Origin of the sequence: Candidatus Aquiluna sp. UB-MaderosW2red, assembly GCF_900100865.1 — a bacterium.
In the GTDB taxonomy this organism is placed as follows: Bacteria; Actinomycetota; Actinomycetes; order Actinomycetales; family Microbacteriaceae; genus Aquiluna.
Map to the genome: position 1 here is coordinate 455,006 of NZ_LT627734.1, position 18,019 is coordinate 473,024.

The window sequence follows — 18,019 nt, forward strand, 5'->3', positions numbered from 1 at the left end:
CAGGCATTTGTGAGAGATTCAGGCTACTTTGGACACCAATCTCAAATCAGCGAGGATGCGAAATGGCAGCGATAAATCCCCTAATCTCACCGGAAGCGAGCCTGATCTCTCAGGACCCAGCTGCCGCCAAAGCGGCCCTCGGGTCACTATTGGCCATTAGGTCATTTGAAGAGGCGGTGGATGCGCTATTTGCCCGGGGCTTGATGCACGGAACCATGCACCTATCGATTGGCCAAGAAGCTTCTGCAACGGGGGTCTGTGCTGCTTTACTGCCCACCGATTACATAACAAGTACTCACCGCGGCCACGGCCACTGCATCGCCAAGGGTGCAGATCTAACTCGGATGATGGCCGAGCTACTAGCCAAACAAAGTGGCTACTGCCGTGGCCGCGGGGGCAGTATGCACATCGCCGATGTCGAAACCGGCAATTTGGGAGCCAACGGCATTGTTGCCGGCGGCATCCCGATTGCGGCAGGGGCGGCCCTTGCGCAAAAGATGCAGGGCAAATCCAATGTCGTCGTGAGCTTTTTTGGAGATGGTGCAACCAATGAGGGCGCTTTCCACGAAGCGTTGAACCTGGCCGCGATTTGGGATCTGCCGGTGATTTTTGTATGCGAGAACAATAAATACGGCATGTCTAATTCGATTGAAGAATCGATGAAGATCAAGTTCATCTCGGAGCGAGGCGCTGCCTACGGCATCGAGGGTGTCACCGTTGATGGCAACGATGTTGATGAGGTTTATCTAGCCGCCAAAAAGGCTGTGGACAAAGCTCGCTCGGGTGGCGGCCCAACTTTGATTGAGGCGATTACCTATCGCCATAAGGGTCACAGTAAGTCTGATAAAAACCTATACCGCACCAAAGAAGAAATTGAAGAGTGGAAGAGCAATGACCCAATTGGTCGCTTCGAGACCAAGGCCCTAGAAGCCGGCAGCATAAGCCAGGCTGATATTGATGCTTTGCGCGAGAAGGTTCGTGAGGACACTCGCTCGGCCATAAGGGATGCAACTAGCGCTCCCGACTCCGATCCAGCAGAACTACTATCTAGCGTTTTTAGGGCGGTCTAAATGTCATCCAGAGTTATCACCTATGCCGAGGCAATCCGCGAAGCGATTGGCCAGGCAATGGAGGCTGATCCGAGCGTGTTCATGCTCGGTGAAGACATCGGTATTTACGGTGGGGCATTCGGAGTCACCGGTGACCTGATCCACCGCTTTGGTCCCGAGCGCATCAGGGACACCCCTATTTCAGAACTCGGCATTGTTGGTGCTGCGGTTGGTGCCGCCTTGGTTGGTATGAAGCCAATTGTTGAGATTCAGTTCTCTGACTTCACAGCCCAGGCCATGGATCAGATTGTGAACCAGGCCGCCAAGATCCACTTCATGCTGGGTGGCGAGCTTTCGGTGCCAATGGTGCTTCGGGCGCCAACCGGCTCTGGAACAGGTGCTGCGGCTCAGCACTCCCAGAGCCTAGAGGCTTGGTTTGCTCACGTGCCGGGGCTAAAGGTGGTTATGCCGTCAAGCCCCTACGAGGCAAAAGGGCTATTGCTAGCGGCTTTGGATGATCCGAACCCGGTAATTATTCTTGAACACAAATTGCTCTATCGGACCTCTGGCGAGGTCCCCGAGGAGCCTTACCGCTCGCCAATTGGAGTACCAAATGTCTTGGCAACCGGCAAGGACATGACCATGGTTGCCACCGGCATCATGGTCTCAAGAGCCCTTGAAGCCAGAGAGCAACTCTTAGCAGAGGGGATTGATGCCGGAGTGATTGATGTTCGGACTCTCAGCCCGCTGGATATGGCACCAATCAACGAGGCCGTGAAGCAAACAGGTCGAGTGATGCTGATTCAAGAAGCCCCAAAGCACGTTGGTTATATGGCAGAGATTGCCGCTCGGATTGCCGAGGGCCCTGCGATTTACTCGCTTTTGGAGCCGGTGATGCGAGTGTGTGGTTTGGATATTCCAATCCCCTACGCCCCGCAGCTTGAAAAAGCCGCGGTGCCGCAGCTTGATGGCATCATCGCTTCAGCCAAAGAGCTGATGAAGGGCGTCTAATGCCAAAAACCGCAATTGTGATGCCCAAGATGTCGATGACTATGACCGAGGGTGAAGTTGTTGAGTACTACGTAGTTGTCGGTCAAAAGGTTTCGATTGGCGATGTGGTGGCAATGGTCGGCACCGATAAGACCAACATGGAGGTCGAGTCGGATATCGAAGGCGAGGTGCTGGAGATATCTTCAACCCCGGGTGCTGTGATCGATGTTGGCTTACCGCTTATGGTCCTAGAGACCGAGAGCGAAGACCTCTTGGCTGATTTGTTTGGTGACTCGGCTTCAGAAGCTGCCGCCGAGCCGCAAGCCGAGGTCGTTGGTGAAGTCACAGAAGCTGCGCCTTTGGCGCCGATTGCTCAGGTGCCAGTGCAGGAGATTCTTGCGATGCCCGGGGCTAGGAAGCTTGCTCAAGAGCTCAATGTTGATTTAGGTACTGTGACCCCTAAGAGTGAGTCTGGGGTCATCAAGGTAACTGACTTGGCCGTGAAGCAGGACCCTGAGCGGGCCCTTCGGGCCAAGAAGCTCATTGCCAAGGTGTTGGAGGGTTCATTACTGATTCCGCAGTTCTCGGTCTCCAAAGAGATATCGCTCTATGGCAATTTGCCAAAGAGCTTTGACTCGAGGATCAAAGCTTTGCTTATTGCTTGGGGTAATACCCTAAAAGCCATGCCTCAGGTGAATCAGTTATGGCAAGAGGACATTGTGCTGGTCACTGAAATCAAGGCTGCAGTGCTGCTAAAGACTTCGCTTGGTTTTGTGTCTCCGGTTATTTCTTTAGCTGATACGACTTTGGATACCTGGGGTGATGAGGTTGATCGGGTTTTGAAATCCGCTTCTCACAACAAGATTCCGCTAGCTAATCTTTCGGGCGCTACAACGGCAATAACCGATTTGAGTGAATACCTAATCGACCAGGCGAATACCTTATTGCTGCCGGGTCAATCCTCGGGATTGAACATCGGCAGCCCCAGGGCAACGGATAACGGAACAAGTCTCTATGTGACAGTAGTCTTTGACCACCGAATAGCGGATCCCGGGGATGCAGCCGAGGTGTTAGCAGAGTTCGAAAGAGCGTTGAACGAGGTTTTGTAGTGGCAACCGTCAGAGACCGCTCAATGATTGTTAATGTGGCCAGGATGTATTACGAGCAGGACATGTCGCAGGATCAAATTGCTCGGGTGTTACTCACCAGTCGCTCGAACGTTTCGCGAATATTATCCGAGGCCAAGAAAAAGGGCATTGTCGAATTCAAGGTGGTTGAGCACTCCAAGCGCGATACCGATCTAGAACAACAGCTAGTCGCACGTTTCGGGCTTAGAACTGCTTATGTTGCAAAGGTGCCCGAGGGCATAGATGAGTATCAGGCGGTTGGGCAAATAGCAGCGCAGGTATTTTTGAATCACATGAAGCCCAATGCCAAGATCGCACTTTCCTGGGGTCGGTCCTTAGAGGCGATGGTTGAAGAGATAGCGGAGAATAATCGGCCCGATCTGACGATCATCCCGCTGATTGGCGGGATGATGGAAGTCCCGGCTGCAATCAATGGTGAGAATCTAGTCAGGGTTTTGGCCTCCAGGATTAAGGCTGATTTCAAGATTTTGCACTCGCCAACAATTGTGCAGAGCTCTGCGGTGAAGTCGGCTTTTATGAGTGAGCCGAGCATCAAAGGCGTAATTGAGCTTGCCAAGAATGCGGACATCGCTTTTGTGGGAATCGGCTCCAAGGGATCTACCTCTTCGCAGTACATTCTTGAGGCCGCTGGCCTTCAGGAGGCAACCCACAGGCCGTTATTTAAAAACGTGGTTGGGGATATCGCTTGCCGTTTCTACGGTGAGAATGGCGAACCGGTGGACCAGGGGTTGGAGTCTCGAACAGTTGGTCTTGAGCTTGGTGAACTTAGAAAGATAAAAAAGGTGATTGGCATTGCGGTTGGCGATGACAAGCCACCTGGTGTTTTAGGCGCACTTCGAGGTAACTTGGTTTCCACCTTGATAACCAGCAGTGAATGCGCAAGGCGTGTGCTAGAACTTGCTGGCAAGCCTTAGGAAAGTGAGATAGCCGTGGAAGTACTGATTTGGATCTTTTTGCTCATCGCAGGAATGTGGGTATTTCAGCTGTATCTCACAGTGAAGCAATCCCAGCGCTTTCAAGACAGCGTGAAAGCCATCCGAACCGAAGGCACCACCACCGCGATTGGGCTTGGCGGGTTTAGGTATAAAGGGGGTAGGGCCTTTGTCGCACTGGCCCAAAAAGACGGTGTGGTGACCGGTGTGCGGGTGCTCACGGGTCTGAGCGTGCTCTCCAATCCGAAGCCCTTCCCAAGCCTTGAGGGTCGCTTGGTAAAGGACCTACTAAACATTGAAAATATGCCGGGGGTAAAAAAGAAGATTGCGCTGGCTGCGGTCAATGCAGCGGAGACTCTGTCTCAAAAATGAAATGCACAAACGTGCGTAACTAACTCTCCACTTCACCTTTTTTATTGCACTAGCGTGTTGGCAAGCATGGTCACAGATGATTGTGCTTCGATCCAAAGGAGGGTTGATGTTTTCACTACTTGCCGAAGACGCAACGGTTGGCGCACCAACCGGTGTCTGGGGTGCGATAGCTAGTGGAGCGGAATATTTCATCGGAATATTCAACGAAGGCGGCGCGGTCCTAACAGGTCTCGTAACAGGAATCATTCCTACGCTTTTGGTTCTACTAACCGCAGTTAATGCTCTGATTCGACTAATCGGACCAGAGAAAATCGAGAACCTAGGTAAAAAAGCTGGACAGCCTGGATTGATCTGGTACCCAGTTCGATACATCGTGCTTCCAGTTCTCGCAGTGTTCTTTTTAACCAACCCGATGGCTTACACCATCGGTAGGTTCCTACCAGAGCGATTCAAGCCAGCGTTTTACGACTCTGCTGTTTCGTTCGTGCACCCAATTACGGGTCTGTTCCCCCACGCTAACGCCGGTGAGCTTTTTGTTTACCTGGGTATCGCAGCGGGTATCACGACTCTTGGATTCGGTCTTGGCGACCTAGCCATTCGTTTCCTACTAGTTGGTTTGGTAGTTATCTTCATCCGTGGAGTTGTGACTGAGTTCATTACTTCGCGCATGATGGCAAGAAAGGTGGCTGCATAATGAATAATCTTCTTGTGAAAATCGGCCGCGGCGTCGGTGGAGTTGTTGGAGCGCTTTATCAGGCTGGACGCGACAGCGTCGAGACCGTTATCCGCAACATCCTGCCTTTTATGGCATTCATCTCTTTCATCATCGGTTTGGTATTAGTAACTGGCGTTGGAGACTTTATTGCTAACGGAATCAAGGGGCTAGCTGGCTCGCTAGTTGGTCTATTGATTGTTTCAATCGTTTGTGCAATTCCACTTTTGAGCCCGCTGTTGGGCCCAGGAGCTGTTATTGCTCAGATTGTTGGAACCCTTCTGGGTGTAGAAATCGGTAAGGGAACCATCCCACCACAGTATGCACTTCCAGCACTATTTGCGATCAACCCACAGGTTGGTTGCGACTTTATCCCAGTGGGTCTAGCACTTGGTGAAGCGGAACCAGAGACAGTAGAAATCGGTGTACCTGCCGTACTGTTCTCCCGTTTGATCACTGGCCCACTAGCCGTTGTGATTGCATACTTTGCATCATTCGGCATGTATCAGAGCTAAAAAGAAGAATCCTAAAATAGGGGTAACAATCAAAGGGTGAACTGTTTTACAGTTCACCCTTTGATTTACTCAAAACCGAAGCCAAACTAAGGAGTAGTAAATGGGCGAGTACAAAGCGGTACGCATCGAAAAAGGTTACGGCGGCTGGGGTGGACCTCTAGTTGTATTACCAACCGATGAACGGCCATTGATCTACTGCGTCACTGGCGGTGGCATTCACCCACTTGCCCAGCACATTGCAGATCTAACCGGCGGTCAAGTATTCGACGGCTTTAAATCAAGTGCACCTTTTGACAAGATTGCGGTTGCAGTCATCGACTGCGGTGGAACCGCCAGGATCGGCGTGTATCCGATGAAAAAATGTTTGACCGTGGACATCCACGCGACTTCACCCGCAGGCCCGTTGGCAATGTTCATCACCGAGGAGCTCTTTGTCTCCGGTGTGAAGCCAGCCAACGTCACTCCAGTTGAGTAATCATGGCTGAGCTCCTCTACCGGAGTGAGGTAACTGGGATTGGCGATTTGGTCTCCAGCTTTGTGGCTGAGGGCATCCTGGTCTTTTTTGGCGAGTCCGCCCCAGAGGAACTTCACGAGTTTTGCATAATGCACAAAGTTGAGCATCAGTCGGGGGTTTTGAACGTAGGTGACGTGATACAAATTGATGAGTACCATCTTGAGGTGCTCGCACTTGGCTCGGTAGCAAACGAAAACCTCATGAACCTAGGTCACATGAACATCAAGGCAGACGGCAACCTTATTGCCGAAATGCCAGGGGATGTTTGCGTTGCAATAGGTGAGCTGCCACCGGTAGCGGTGGGCAGCAAGATTCAAATAATTAGAAAGTAGCCACTCATGCGTTACCGCGAAGAATTAGCAAAGCTAGCAAAAGTCCAGGGGAGACCATTTCGCATCGCAATGGTTGGGGCGGGCCAAATGGGCCGCGGTTTTGCCAACCAATCCCACCGCATGGGTCTTGAGGTCGCAGTAGTTATTGACATCTCAGCCGATCGGATCAACCAGACCTATCAAGACATTGGCCGCGAGCTCCCTTTGATTTCGAGTGACGCCGCAGAGCTCAATGCTTTGATATCTCAGGGTAAGCCCTGCGGAGCCCAAGACATCGACCTAGTTCCATTATTGGATGTCGACGTAGTGGTCGAGGCAACCGGGGTTGCCGAGATCGGTGCGAAGGTTATATACAACGCACTCAGGGCTAAAAAGCACGTTGCCACCTTGAACGTGGAGTGCGATGTGACGGTTGGGCCAATTCTTCGCGACACCGCTATTGAAAACGATGTGATTTATGCGGTCTGCCACGGCGATGAGCCAATTGAAGCAAAAGAGCTAGTTGATTTTGCACTAGATCTGTCCTTTGAGATTATTTGTGCCGGCAAGGGTAAGAACAACCCCTTTGAGCCGCACTCAAACCCCGACACCGTGGCCGAGCGGGCTGCCAAAAAGAACATGAACCCCAAGATGCTGGCCTCTTTCACCGATGGTTCCAAGACCATGATTGAGATGGCCGCTTTGGCTAATGCCACCGGGCTCAAGCTCTCACAACGCGCGATGATTGGGCCAAAGACTTCGGTCAAAGAGCTCTCCGAAACCTACGCGCTCAAAGAAGATGGCGGAGTGCTCTCTGAAGCCGGAGTTGTTGATTACTGCACCGGAGATGTGGCCCCCGGGGTATTTGTGGTTGTGCGCACCGATTCGCCTTATGTCTCCGAGGAGATGAGCTATCTATCAATGGGCAAGGGTCCCTATTTTGCCATCTATCGCCCCTACCACTTGGCGAGTGTGGAAGCACCACTAACCGTTGCCAAGATGCTGGTTGATAAGCGCTCGAGCTTTGTCAGCGGCACCAGGATGTCCGAAGTAATAGCTAGCACCAAGCGTGCCCATAAAGCCGGCGAGCGCTTTGATGCTATTGGCGGGTTCTCCGCTCGCGGAGTAGCCGACCGAGTTGAAGACGCTAAGCGTGAGAACTTGGTACCGATTGGTTTATTGCAGGGTGCAGTGGCTAAGCGCGATCTTCCGATTGATCATTTAGTAACTTATGAAGATGTTGATCTTGATGAAACCCAAACTATCTACCAGCTTCGGGTTATCCAGGATAAAGCGGGTCTTTAGTCTCAGGCCACTTTTAGGAACTGCCTCATGAGCGAAGGTGCTAAGGATTCTGAATCAACGGATTCCGAGCCCGCTGAACTGAAGTGTGATTTTTGCAAGACGGTCTCGGTGCAAGATATTCGATACATGGGCAAGTTGCCCTATTCAACAACCTGCCCAACTTGCAAAGCTCAAACAAGCTACACCACTCGCAAAAAGCGCAAGTTGGTTATCAAAGAGCTAAAGCGCAACTCTCACAGCCGGTTTTATGTTGTAGCAAACTGGTGGAAAAAGCTGATGAAAGACATAAAAGAATAGTTTTTTAGCGAAGCCTCGAAATAATCTTCTTTGAAGTCACTAGCGCGCCACCTAAAACAGCCGGCATGCCGCCACCGGGATGGGTGGATGCGCCAACGCGATAGAGCCAAGACCTAAGCGGGTTATGGGCGGCTGGAATATTGAACGGTCCTGCTTGCCAGAGTGGTCTTGTGGCTCCATAGAGGGCGCCATTGCCGCCACCGAATGAGCCAAAGTATTCGGGATCCAGAATCTTATATTCTTCAAAATACTCATCGATGGGCTGCTCGAGACCGATTAGCTTACTGATGCGATCCAGCTCTTTTCTAACCCAGTCTGATTCAAGGTTATAGCTTTTGCCATCGGAGGCCGCTGTTAGCAATATGCCAACCGTTGGCTTTTGGTTTTGGTAGATGTCATTGGGTTTGTAGTAGTTCACAAATGCCATGGTTTGATTTGGTTGTCTAAAACTTGTCAGTGATTTATGAAGCTCATTGGCATCATCGGGCATCACAACAGAGTGGGTTACGGTTCCTTCGGGCAGTGGCTTAGAGAGCACGGCATAGATTGCAACCCCAGAACAACTCCTGCGCTTCGCAATCTTGCTTGGGCGCTCTCTGATGAGTGAGTTCGTCATGGCGTCATCAAGTGAGCTGACGATAATATCTGCACGGTATCTACCAAGGGTTGTGGTGACCATGCCCTGAGCAATCTTTGTGACCGGCTCGTTTAGCCTTATTTCGACCCCGGCTGCTTTAGCAATCCTTGCTAATAGCTGGGCAATCATGTTCATGCCGCCCTTGGGAACCCTGATTCCCTCGTGAGCCATGATTGCGGTGATGGTCGCAAACAGGGCAAGGGTGTCTTTGGGGGCAACACCTGCATTGAGGGTGTGGATGGCAATGATCTCCTTGAGATCTTTATCCATCCAGCTAAGTGAGTTTATATAGCTTTGGGCGTTGAGGTTGACCCCATAGACCTTTAGTAGTTTGCCTAATGCGGGCAGAGTGCTTAGGTCATTGGGTGAGCTGGTTAGAAGTTTGAGAATCGCAGCACTTAGATCCGAGTGCGAGCTCTCAAACTTTTTCCAATCTTCGGCAAAGGGCTGACCCTCAAGAATTGGCAGGGTGACCTCAAGGTCCTTATAAAAGTATTTGCCAACCTCGGCTAAAGCCAAAAGCTCGGGCATATCGGTTTTTGTTTTGGTGCCGAGGTTGTCATAGGTCTCTAGAATCTGCCCTAAGACCTCGGGGAAGGTTAGAAGCGAGGGACCAGTATCAATAATCTGACCACCAAGCTCTATTCTTCGGCTCTTGCCACCGATCCAGGAGTTGGCTTCTAGAAGAATTACCGGGCTGCCGGCCTTGGCTATCAGAGCGGCGCTCGCAAGACCCGAGAGCCCGGCTCCGATAACTACGACTTGTCTAGGCATTTAGTACCAACCCATCGAGATTGCAAAAACCAGTTGAACCCCCGCCACGGTCCCTGCGACATAAGGAAACGCAATTGAGTACTTATATAAAGAATGAGCTTTTTCGGGAGTGGGGGTTTTATAAACCCCCCAAACCAATAAGAATGCCAAGACGGCATTGGCTATCGCCACTGGAATATTCACTATCGCAAAACAGATGGTTGACACCGACCACCAAATGCCGGACCAAACGGCTGTCTTTTTTGCGCCGAGGTGAACTGCGGTGGTGATGATGCCGGTGTCGCTGTCTTGTGGAATGTCTTGAATCGCGTCATAAGCGTGCTTGGCAATCGACCAAGCCATTAAGCCGATAACCGCCCACCACACTGGCTCAACACCCAGTGCCAGTGGCACAAATGCCAGTGGGAAGGCGTAGTCGGTGTTTGAAAAAGCGTCCAGGTATTTTCGAGCTTTGAATCTTAAGGGCGGTGCCGAATAAAACAGGAAAAACAGTGAATAGGCCAGCATCCATAAAACTGCAGCCAGTGGCAGGGTGATTGCGAAGTAGATCAAGAAGGGAACATTGGTTGCGATTACTGCAATCCAAATCGGCTTTACCTCTTTGGGGGAGATGTGAGCACCTTCATAACCGCCCTTACGGGCGTTTATGTTGTCGGTTTCTTGGTCAAAGATGTCGTTGATGCCGTAGATCAAAAGATTAAAGGGGAAGGTCACCCAAATCAGGATTGGCAGCATGCGCCAATCCCAGATAAAACCGGCCAGCCACATGCCCATGACACTCGTGCCAATGGTGTTGACCCAAAGCACGGGCCGAGAGATTATGAATAGGCGTTTTAGCACTTAGTAAGCCTAAACGAACTTATCCACAGATTTGGTTTTAGCCAAGACGGACTAACTGGACTAACTTGTAGTTTATGGAGAACATATTCAACATGCACCAAGCGAAGACTCAGTTTTCCAAGCTCGCCAAAAGAGTGGGAGAAGGAGAAGAAATCTTAATAGCGAGAAACGGAGTTCCAATTATGAAGCTTGTCAAGTTCGAACCGGCTGAAGCACCTGAGCGGGACTTCAGCAGCCTAAAAGGGCTGATTTCCGAAGTGTCGGATGAGGAGTGGGCAGCCATGGACAAAGAGATTCTCTCGATGTGGAAGTATTCGGAATCCCTAGATGACAACTGAGTACTTACTAGACACTCAGGTGCTGGTTTGGCTCTCAAGCGACAAGAAGCGAATTGGCCGGGAAACCGCCAGAATTTTGGGACGGGCAAAGCTGAGCTATTCAGCCGTCTCTGTGGCTGAGCTAGCAATGAAAGCGTCGCTTAATAAACTGCGGTTCGATGAAAAAGCGATAGACCAGTGGCACTCCCAAGGACTTGCTTGCCTCCCCTTTGAAAATAAGGCCGCAATGGCTTTTAGTGATTTTTCGAGGGATTGGGTTCCTGACCCCTTTGATCGTATGATCATGGCAGCGGCCACTGCTAATAATAAAAAATTAATTACTTCGGATAGCAGGATCCTTGCCATGGGTTTTGATTGGGTGCTTGACGCCACAACCTAGACTTACACAAGTGGAAATCAAACAGGTAAAACCAAGGACCGAGGGCTGGACCCAGAAGCTCGACGAAAAGGGCAAACCGCTCTTGCAGTTTGCCGAAGTCAAGCGCGGCAAACCCCCGCTTCACCTAGCGGATCTGACGTTAGCTGAGCGCACCGAGCGGATCAAAGAACTTGGTATCCCAGGCTTTAGGGCCAAGCAGCTCTCCACCCACTACTTCACCCACTACACCGCCAACCCAGAGCACATGACCGACCTTCCAAAAGAAGGTCGGGAAGAGTTGGTGGCCCAGGTGCTGCCGCCGATGTTAGTTGAAGTCAAAAGACTGCAAACCGATAATGGCGACACCATTAAGTTTTTGTGGAGACTCTTTGATGGGGCTCTGGTCGAGTCAGTTCTGATGCGCTACCCGGGAAGAATCACACTTTGTGTTTCCTCGCAAGCCGGTTGCGGCATGAACTGTCCTTTTTGTGCAACTGGTCAAGCCGGCCTCACCAGAAACATGTCCTCGGCTGAGATTATTGATCAGATCGTGCAAGCCAATCGGGTTATTGCCGATGGCGAACTGGGGGGTAAGCGCAAAGCCGGTTCCGAAGGCCCGGAGCGAGTTTCCAACATTGTGTTTATGGGGATGGGCGAGCCATTAGCCAACTACGCCAAGGTGGTTTCGGCACTCCGCACGATGGTCGAACCGCAACCCAATGGTTTGGGTATGTCAGCTAGAAACATCACGGTCTCTACCGTTGGTTTAGTGCCTGCAATAAAAAAGCTCACCGAAGAGGGCATCCCAGTTACTTTTGCTCTTTCTCTGCACGCCCCAGATGACCACTTGCGGGACGAGCTGATTCCAGTGAACTCGAAGTGGAAGGTCGATGAAGCACTAGATGCAGCTAAGGCCTACTTTGATAAAACCGGCAGAAGAGTGTCTATCGAATATGCGCTCATAAAAGACATGAACGACCACGGCTGGCGAGCCGAGTTGTTGGCCAAGAAGCTAAATGATCGAGGTAAGGGCTGGGTTCATGTGAACCCAATTCCACTGAACCCGACCCCGGGTTCAGTCTGGACAGCTTCTACTAGAGAAATCACCGACATATTTATTGACCGGCTCGAAGCCGCCGGCATCCCCACCACCTTGCGCGATACTCGCGGCAAGGAGATCGATGGGGCTTGCGGCCAGTTGGCTGCGGCTGACTGAGCCCTGGCAAATGCAAACGCAGTTGTAGTGTGAAACCTGCTATTTTGGATTTTTTATTTCGCTCATCAGAGAACTCCAACTCGCATTTGCCTGGCGGCAGCACTTAGCCTTGAGTTATGCAAAACATAAAATTTGGCCTTGGCACCTTTGGAGATATGTCCCTGGATGATCAGGGCAACCCGGAATCGTTTGGGCAGGTGCTTCGCAATGTGGTTGAGCAAGCCAAGCTTGCTGATGAATTGGGGTTAGATACCTTTGTGATCGGTGAGCACCACCGAGATGACTACTCGGTTTCTGCCCCTGACACTCTCTTGGCAGCAATTGCGAGTGTGACAAAGAACATAAAGCTCTCCACCGGCGTCACTGTTTTATCTTCAGAGGACCCGGTGCGGGTGTATCAGCGCTTTGCGACCATCCAGGCGATATCTAATGGCAGGGCGCAGATAACAGCTGGCCGAGGCTCGTTCATCGAGTCGTTTCCGCTGTTTGGCTTTGAACTAAGCGACTATGCCGATTTATTTGAGGAGAAGCTCGAGCTTTTATTGGAGTTACTAAAAGAGCAGCCTGTTACTTGGTCCGGGAATCACACCCCGAGTTTCAGAAACCAAGAGGTCTACCCGAAGACCGAAACCCCAATCCCGCTTCATGTTGGGGTTGGCGGGTCACCAGAGTCGGTGATCAGGGCTGCTCGATTGGGTGTTCCAATGGCGCTTGCCATCATTGGCGGCGACCCAGCGAGATTCGCACCATTTGCCAATCTTTATCGGCAAAAATTGGCCGAGTTAGGGAAAGCAGAATTGCCGATCTCGATTCACTCTCCTGGTTTTGTAGCAGAAAGCGATGAATCGGCCATCGAGACCCAGTGGCCGCATCACGAAGTGGCTTTTGGCCGAGTGGGCGAAGAGCGCGGTTGGCCACCAATCACCAAGGAGCACTTTTTGGCTGAGGTTCGCGGCGGGTCTTTATATGTTGGCTCCCCGGAGACTGTTGCCAACAAGATTGCTTATGCGATTACCAGCCTTGGGGCTACCGGGTTTGATTTGAAATATTCCACCGGGCCAATGCCGCACTCAAAGCTGATGCGGTGCATTGAGCTGTATGCAACTCAGGTGGTTCCCAGGGTGAAGAATTTGCTAAAAATATAGCTAAAATCCTGTAAATTACTGGCCTGCAGGAGATTCACCTTTGTATTTGGCTGAAGCCAAAATGTTCGTGAATGTTCAGAAATGTTCGTTTGTGATTATTTCGTTATCAAACTGGCGTTCTTGGGGCTAAACTCCCAACTAGTCTGGTCACATTCATTCGTTTTTTCATAGGAGGTTCAATGTTGAACAAGATTGCAGGTCACCAAGTTGACCGTCGTCTTCTGCTAAAAGGTGCTGCAGCCGGTGGTTTAGGTGTCGCAGGAGCAACAATGTTGGCTGGCTGTGCGCCGGCTGCATCAGGCCCAATGTCATTCGGTGCTCGCACCGTTGACGAATCCCCAACAAAGCAGTTGGAAGCTCTAGTAGCTGCTTACACTGCAAAGTCGGGTAACGAGGTTTCTTATAACGCAACCGAGTCAAACGCTTTCCAGAACAACCTTTCTCAGTACCTTCAGGGAACTCCGGACGACTGCTTCCAGTGGATGGCCGGATTCCGAATGCAGTTCTTTGCAGAGCAGGGTTTGTTGGAGGATGTTTCAGATGTCTGGAATGACATCGGAAGCCAGTACTCGGACAGCTACAAGATCGCCTCTACAGGCCTAGATGGCAAGCAGTACTTCGTGCCACAGAGCTGGTACCCATGGGGTCTGCACTTCCGCAAGTCCATGATGTCCGAAATCGGCATGAAGCCAGAAGACCTTTATAACTGGGATGACTTCATGGGAGCTCTAGAAGAGCTCAAGGGCCAGGGCTTAGTGCCACTTGCAGCTGCCGACAAAGGTGGCTGGGAAGCAATGGGTACTTTCGACATTCTGAACGCTCGTCTAAACGGTTACCAATTCCACGTTGACCTTTTGGCTGGCCGCGAGAAGTGGACCGATGACAGGGTTAAGGAGGTCTTCCGTCACTGGGAGATGCTGCTTCCTTACCAGAACACCAACGTTCTAGACCTCGAGTGGGATGGCGCTATGCAGCTATTGCTGCAGAAGCAGGCCGGATTCTTCCTAATGGGCTCATGGTTCGGTGGCAACTTCAAGGAGCAGTCAGATGCTGACTACGAAGACCTAATGATCATTCCTTGGCCAGAGATGAACCCTGACCACGCTCGCGACACCATCGATGCCCCACTTGATGGCTTCTGCGTAGCATCAAACGGTGGTAACCCATCCGTTGGTAAGGACTTCATCAAGTTCGCAGGTGACATGGAAGGTGTTCAGGCAATGCTAGACACCGGTGTTCCAATGACCAGTGCGAATAAGGGTCAGGACACCTCAACCTACGACGCATTCCAGTTGGCTCAGCTAGCTGTTATGGATGAGGCCAAGTACATCACCCAATTCCTAGACCGCGACACCCGTCCGGATTTTGCTACCCCAGCTATTGGGCCAGCATTCCAGGCTTGGTTCAAGGACCCATCCTCTACAGACTCGATTCTCGATTCCCTGCAGAGCCAGTGGGACGCACTTCCTCCGCTATAAGCGGTCGGTAAGTGGGAAACTGAATTAATTATGGCTACGATGACGGACAGACCTAAGAAATCTGTCCGTCGTCGTAACTTTTCAGGCAGAGACAAAGTAACCCTCGGCTTCTTCATAGGCATTCCGACATTTTTACACGTAGCTCTTGTTTGGTTCCCGGCATTCGCCACCATTTTGCTCTCCTTTACCTATTGGACAGGTATTCGAATTGAGGACATTACTTGGGCGGGGCTTGACAACTACGAAAACATCTTTTTCAACACTCCAATTTTTTGGGACGCGCTTCGGGTCAACGTAATTTGGCTCTTCTGGTTTGCACTTATTGCCACCCCACTGGGTATCTTGCTGGCCTACCAGATTGACCGCGAGATACGTGGGCACAAGTTTTACCAGACCGCTTATTACCTACCAGTAGTTTTATCGCTAGCTGTGATTGGTGTTATCTGGAACTTCCTATTGCGCCCAGACGGCTTTGTGAATGGAGCCTTAGGGCTTCCGATTAGCGAGTCGGTTTCATTTTTTGGTGATGATCGCTACAACATCTGGGTAATTCTGATCATGGCGTCTTGGCGTCACATCGGTTACATCATGCTTTTGTATTTAGCTGGTCTCAAGGCAGTGGATATGGCGCTTCGCGAGGCGGCATCTATTGATGGCGCTACCGAGTGGCAGACCTTCCGCAAGGTGGTATTCCCTGCGATGCAGCCGGTGAACATCATCGTTATTGTGATCACGATTGTTGAATCTTTGCGAGCCTTCGACTTGATATATATCATTTATGGTGGCTCGGGTGGTTTGCCGATTCTTGGTGTGCTGGTGTTCCAGAACATCGCCGGTGAAGGCGCTTCAATGAAGGGCGCCGCCTACGCGGTTATTTTGTTCTTGTTATCAATTGTTCCGATCATCGCCTATTTGAGGCAGCAGTTTAGGGAGGATGTGAAGTAATGACCGCCACCCTGGAACCCATCGACGAAAAAGCAGTCTTCCAAAAACGCCGCAACACTCAAAAGATTAAAGATCGCTTTATCTCCGGTTTTATCGGTATATTCGCGCTGGTTTGGTTGTTCCCGATTTTGTGGACCATGTACTCCTCGCTGAGGCCCTACGCCGAGATTCGCGCCAATGGCATTTTCTCTTTTCCAAAGGTGCTCAACCTAGATAACTATGTTGAGGCAATCAGCCGCATGGAGCTTCCGACATATTTCTTCAACACCGCTTTGATTACGTTGCCATCGGTATTTTTGATCTTGCTTTTGGGTTCGGTGATGGCGTTTATCGTCACCAGGTATTCCTTCAAATTCAACGTAGCGATGCTGCTTTTGTTCACGGCCGGCAACCTGTTGCCCGCGCAGCTAGTGTTTATCCCGGTCTTCAAGATGTATTTGGCAATCGGTGACCTGGTTGGTGACCGCAGGATTCTTTATGATTCTCCACTTGGTGTGATTCTGATTCACGTTGCCTTCCAGATGGGTTTTGCCACCTTCGTATTGAGCTCTTATATGAAGACCATTCCAAAAGAAATCTCCGAGTCCGCACAGATTGATGGCGCTTCGGTATTCACCCACTTCTTCAGGGTCATGTTGCCTCTACTTAGGCCGCCACTAGCATCGCTTGGCGTGCTAATGACCACCTGGATCTACAACGACTTCTTCTGGGCGCTGGTCCTGATGTCAACCGACAAGAAGCGACCCATCACTTCGGCCTTGGGTCGATTGCAGGGTGAGTTTGTTACCGACTACAACCTATTGGCAGCCGGCGCGATGATCGCAGCTCTTCCGACGCTGATTGTGTTCTTCGTCTTGAGAAAGCAGTTTGTCTCAGGCCTTACCCTTGGTGCAACCAAGGGTTAGTTACTCACCCTTTTTCTAGCTGCTAAAAAACCCTTTTGGGGTCGGCATTTGCTAGTTTGAGATTAGAACCGAGTCATAACCCCGGAGCACAAATGTCATTCTTCTAACCGGCTCTTGCACGAGTTTTAGGTTTGGGAATGCTTCGATGAGCATCGGTAACGATGTGGTCATCTCCATGCGCGCCAGCGGCGCGCCAATGCAGAAGTGAATTCCGGCGCCAAAGCCGATATGGGGATTTGGGTGCCTCGAAAGATTCAACTGGTCGGCGTCTTCAAAGATGCTCTCATCGCGGTTCGCTGAGCCCAGTAGCGAAGCAATCTTCTGACCCTCTTTGATCATCACCCCGCCAATCTCGGTGTCCTGGGTCGCGGTTCGGTCAAATAAGTGAAGTGGTGCATCAAAGCGCAAGAACTCATCAACCGCAGTTGATGCAATGCCCCAGGGGTCAGCTTCGAGCTTAGTCATTTCGGCTGGTGCATTCAGTGCTGCAACAAAGCCATTGCCAAAGCCATTCACGCTGGCCTCGTGGCCGGCGTTCAATAGCAGCACGCAAGTGGCAATTAGTTCGTGGGTGTTTAGCTTCTCGCCATCTTCTTCAACCATGGCGAGCTCTGTAATCAAATCGGCCCCGGGGTTGCGCTTGCGCTCGTGCATGAGATTTTCTACGTATTGGGCAAATTCATCGGCAGCGAGCTGGGCTTGAGCCTTGTGTTCCTCGCTTGGGGCAACCTCATACATTCTTACAATGGCTTGAGACCAAGGCCTGAGTAGGTGCTCATCCTTATCGGGGAATCCGAGCATGGCGGCGATTACCTTCACCGGCAGTGGTTCGGCAAAATCGGCAATTAAATCGAAGCTGCCGGTTTCGGCCTGCTTGGCCTTGGCTTGAATAATTAGCTCTCTGGTGATTCTCTCGACATCGGGTTGCAGGCTGTCAATCTTCTTGGGGTTGAAGGCCTTCATGACCAATGAGCGGAGTCTGGTGTGTTTTGGTGGTTCGGAATCCAAGATCGAGTCGGCGTGCAGCCAGTTGAAGGCATCCCAGGCTTCCTGGGGCTCCTTTGGGGTGAAGATGCGGCCCAGGGTTCTGGTGCGAAGCACTGCATTGGCGTGGTGGTAATTAGATGCCAGAAACATCCCGGAGGGTTCGTGCCAGATCGGTCTACCCTCCTTGCGAAGTTCTTTGAGTGCCGGGTAGGGGTCGTTAATAAAGTCTTGGTTTGTTAGGTCCAGCATGT

General features: G+C 51.2%; 21 protein-coding genes. 18 read left to right on the plus strand and 3 right to left on the minus strand.

What is annotated here, in order from left to right:
• Positions 1–62 precede the first annotated feature (62 nt).
• The 11 genes from BLP47_RS02305 to BLP47_RS02355 all read left to right on the plus strand — a co-directional run bounded on the left by BLP47_RS02305 (position 63) and on the right by BLP47_RS02355 (position 8,145).
• Positions 63–1,070, plus strand: coding sequence for a thiamine pyrophosphate-dependent dehydrogenase E1 component subunit alpha (locus tag BLP47_RS02305; RefSeq protein ID WP_091849983.1), 1,008 nt, complete (start codon positions 63–65; stop codon positions 1,068–1,070).
• Positions 1,071–2,060, plus strand: coding sequence for an alpha-ketoacid dehydrogenase subunit beta (locus tag BLP47_RS02310; RefSeq protein WP_091849985.1), 990 nt, complete (start codon positions 1,071–1,073; stop codon positions 2,058–2,060).
• Entirely contained in the window at positions 2,060–3,148 is a 1,089-nt protein-coding gene (locus tag BLP47_RS02315) for a biotin/lipoyl-containing protein (RefSeq protein ID WP_091849987.1), read from the plus strand. Before BLP47_RS02310 ends, BLP47_RS02315 begins: the two co-directional genes overlap by 1 nt.
• On the plus strand, positions 3,148–4,101 hold the full coding sequence (locus BLP47_RS02320; protein WP_091849989.1) for a sugar-binding transcriptional regulator: 954 nt from the start codon (positions 3,148–3,150) through the stop codon (positions 4,099–4,101). The genes BLP47_RS02315 and BLP47_RS02320 overlap by 1 nt, the downstream gene beginning before the upstream one ends.
• Before the next feature lie 15 nt (positions 4,102–4,116).
• The gene (locus BLP47_RS02325; protein ID WP_091849990.1) at positions 4,117–4,491 is read left to right on the plus strand and encodes a transcriptional regulator GutM; all 375 of its coding nucleotides are present in this window, start codon (positions 4,117–4,119) and stop codon (positions 4,489–4,491) included.
• A gap of 106 nt (positions 4,492–4,597) precedes the next feature.
• On the plus strand, positions 4,598–5,185 hold the full coding sequence (locus BLP47_RS02330; RefSeq protein ID WP_091852829.1) for a PTS glucitol/sorbitol transporter subunit IIC: 588 nt from the start codon (positions 4,598–4,600) through the stop codon (positions 5,183–5,185).
• On the plus strand, positions 5,185–5,718 hold the full coding sequence (locus BLP47_RS02335; protein ID WP_091849992.1) for a PTS glucitol/sorbitol transporter subunit IIB: 534 nt from the start codon (positions 5,185–5,187) through the stop codon (positions 5,716–5,718). The genes BLP47_RS02330 and BLP47_RS02335 overlap by 1 nt, the downstream gene beginning before the upstream one ends.
• Before the next feature lie 100 nt (positions 5,719–5,818).
• Positions 5,819–6,193, plus strand: a complete 375-nt coding sequence (locus tag BLP47_RS02340; RefSeq protein WP_091849994.1) for a PTS sorbitol transporter — start codon at positions 5,819–5,821, stop codon at positions 6,191–6,193.
• Positions 6,194–6,195: 2 nt separating this feature from the next.
• Positions 6,196–6,564, plus strand: coding sequence for a PTS glucitol/sorbitol transporter subunit IIA (locus BLP47_RS02345; RefSeq protein WP_091849996.1), 369 nt, complete (start codon positions 6,196–6,198; stop codon positions 6,562–6,564).
• Positions 6,565–6,570: 6 nt separating this feature from the next.
• Positions 6,571–7,848 carry an NAD(P)H-dependent oxidoreductase gene (locus BLP47_RS02350; RefSeq protein WP_091849998.1) on the plus strand — a complete coding sequence of 426 codons (1,278 nt, stop codon included), beginning with the start codon at positions 6,571–6,573 and terminating at the stop codon, positions 7,846–7,848.
• A gap of 27 nt (positions 7,849–7,875) precedes the next feature.
• Positions 7,876–8,145 carry a hypothetical protein gene (locus BLP47_RS02355; protein WP_091850000.1) on the plus strand — a complete coding sequence of 90 codons (270 nt, stop codon included), beginning with the start codon at positions 7,876–7,878 and terminating at the stop codon, positions 8,143–8,145.
• A 4-nt stretch (positions 8,146–8,149) separates the two neighbouring features.
• Here the strand turns inward: BLP47_RS02355 and BLP47_RS02360 are convergent, their stop codons facing one another.
• Positions 8,150–9,556: an NAD(P)/FAD-dependent oxidoreductase gene (locus tag BLP47_RS02360; RefSeq protein ID WP_091850002.1), complete on the minus strand. Its 1,407-nt coding sequence runs from the start codon at positions 9,554–9,556 to the stop codon at positions 8,150–8,152.
• Positions 9,557–10,396 (minus strand): UbiA family prenyltransferase, encoded by an 840-nt coding sequence (locus BLP47_RS02365; protein WP_091850004.1) that lies wholly within the window; start codon positions 10,394–10,396, stop codon positions 9,557–9,559.
• A 74-nt stretch (positions 10,397–10,470) separates the two neighbouring features.
• Here BLP47_RS02365 and BLP47_RS02370 point away from each other — a divergent pair, with 74 nt between their 5' ends.
• The 7 genes from BLP47_RS02370 to BLP47_RS02400 all read left to right on the plus strand — a co-directional run bounded on the left by BLP47_RS02370 (position 10,471) and on the right by BLP47_RS02400 (position 16,781).
• The gene (locus tag BLP47_RS02370; protein WP_091850006.1) at positions 10,471–10,734 is read left to right on the plus strand and encodes a type II toxin-antitoxin system Phd/YefM family antitoxin; all 264 of its coding nucleotides are present in this window, start codon (positions 10,471–10,473) and stop codon (positions 10,732–10,734) included.
• Positions 10,724–11,113 carry a type II toxin-antitoxin system VapC family toxin gene (locus tag BLP47_RS02375; protein ID WP_091850008.1) on the plus strand — a complete coding sequence of 130 codons (390 nt, stop codon included), beginning with the start codon at positions 10,724–10,726 and terminating at the stop codon, positions 11,111–11,113. Before BLP47_RS02370 ends, BLP47_RS02375 begins: the two co-directional genes overlap by 11 nt.
• Positions 11,114–11,123: 10 nt before the next feature.
• Positions 11,124–12,308 carry a 23S rRNA (adenine(2503)-C(2))-methyltransferase RlmN gene (gene rlmN, locus BLP47_RS02380; protein WP_091850010.1) on the plus strand — a complete coding sequence of 395 codons (1,185 nt, stop codon included), beginning with the start codon at positions 11,124–11,126 and terminating at the stop codon, positions 12,306–12,308.
• 116 nt (positions 12,309–12,424) lie between these two features.
• Complete coding sequence (locus tag BLP47_RS02385; RefSeq protein WP_091850012.1) at positions 12,425–13,453, plus strand: Atu2307/SP_0267 family LLM class monooxygenase; 1,029 nt, start codon at positions 12,425–12,427, stop codon at positions 13,451–13,453.
• 179 nt (positions 13,454–13,632) lie between these two features.
• On the plus strand, positions 13,633–14,931 hold the full coding sequence (locus BLP47_RS02390) for an ABC transporter substrate-binding protein (protein ID WP_091850014.1): 1,299 nt from the start codon (positions 13,633–13,635) through the stop codon (positions 14,929–14,931).
• Positions 14,932–14,961: 30 nt separating this feature from the next.
• The gene (locus tag BLP47_RS02395) at positions 14,962–15,876 is read left to right on the plus strand and encodes a carbohydrate ABC transporter permease (RefSeq protein ID WP_249883382.1); all 915 of its coding nucleotides are present in this window, start codon (positions 14,962–14,964) and stop codon (positions 15,874–15,876) included.
• A complete protein-coding gene (locus BLP47_RS02400; protein WP_091850018.1) occupies positions 15,876–16,781 on the plus strand; it encodes a carbohydrate ABC transporter permease in 906 nt (301 codons plus the stop codon). Before BLP47_RS02395 ends, BLP47_RS02400 begins: the two co-directional genes overlap by 1 nt.
• A 51-nt stretch (positions 16,782–16,832) precedes the next feature.
• On the opposite strand, the gene BLP47_RS02405 is transcribed toward BLP47_RS02400, so the two are convergent.
• Entirely contained in the window at positions 16,833–18,017 is a 1,185-nt protein-coding gene (locus BLP47_RS02405; RefSeq protein WP_091850020.1) for a cytochrome P450, read from the minus strand.
• Between the last annotated feature and the right edge of the window lie 2 nt (positions 18,018–18,019).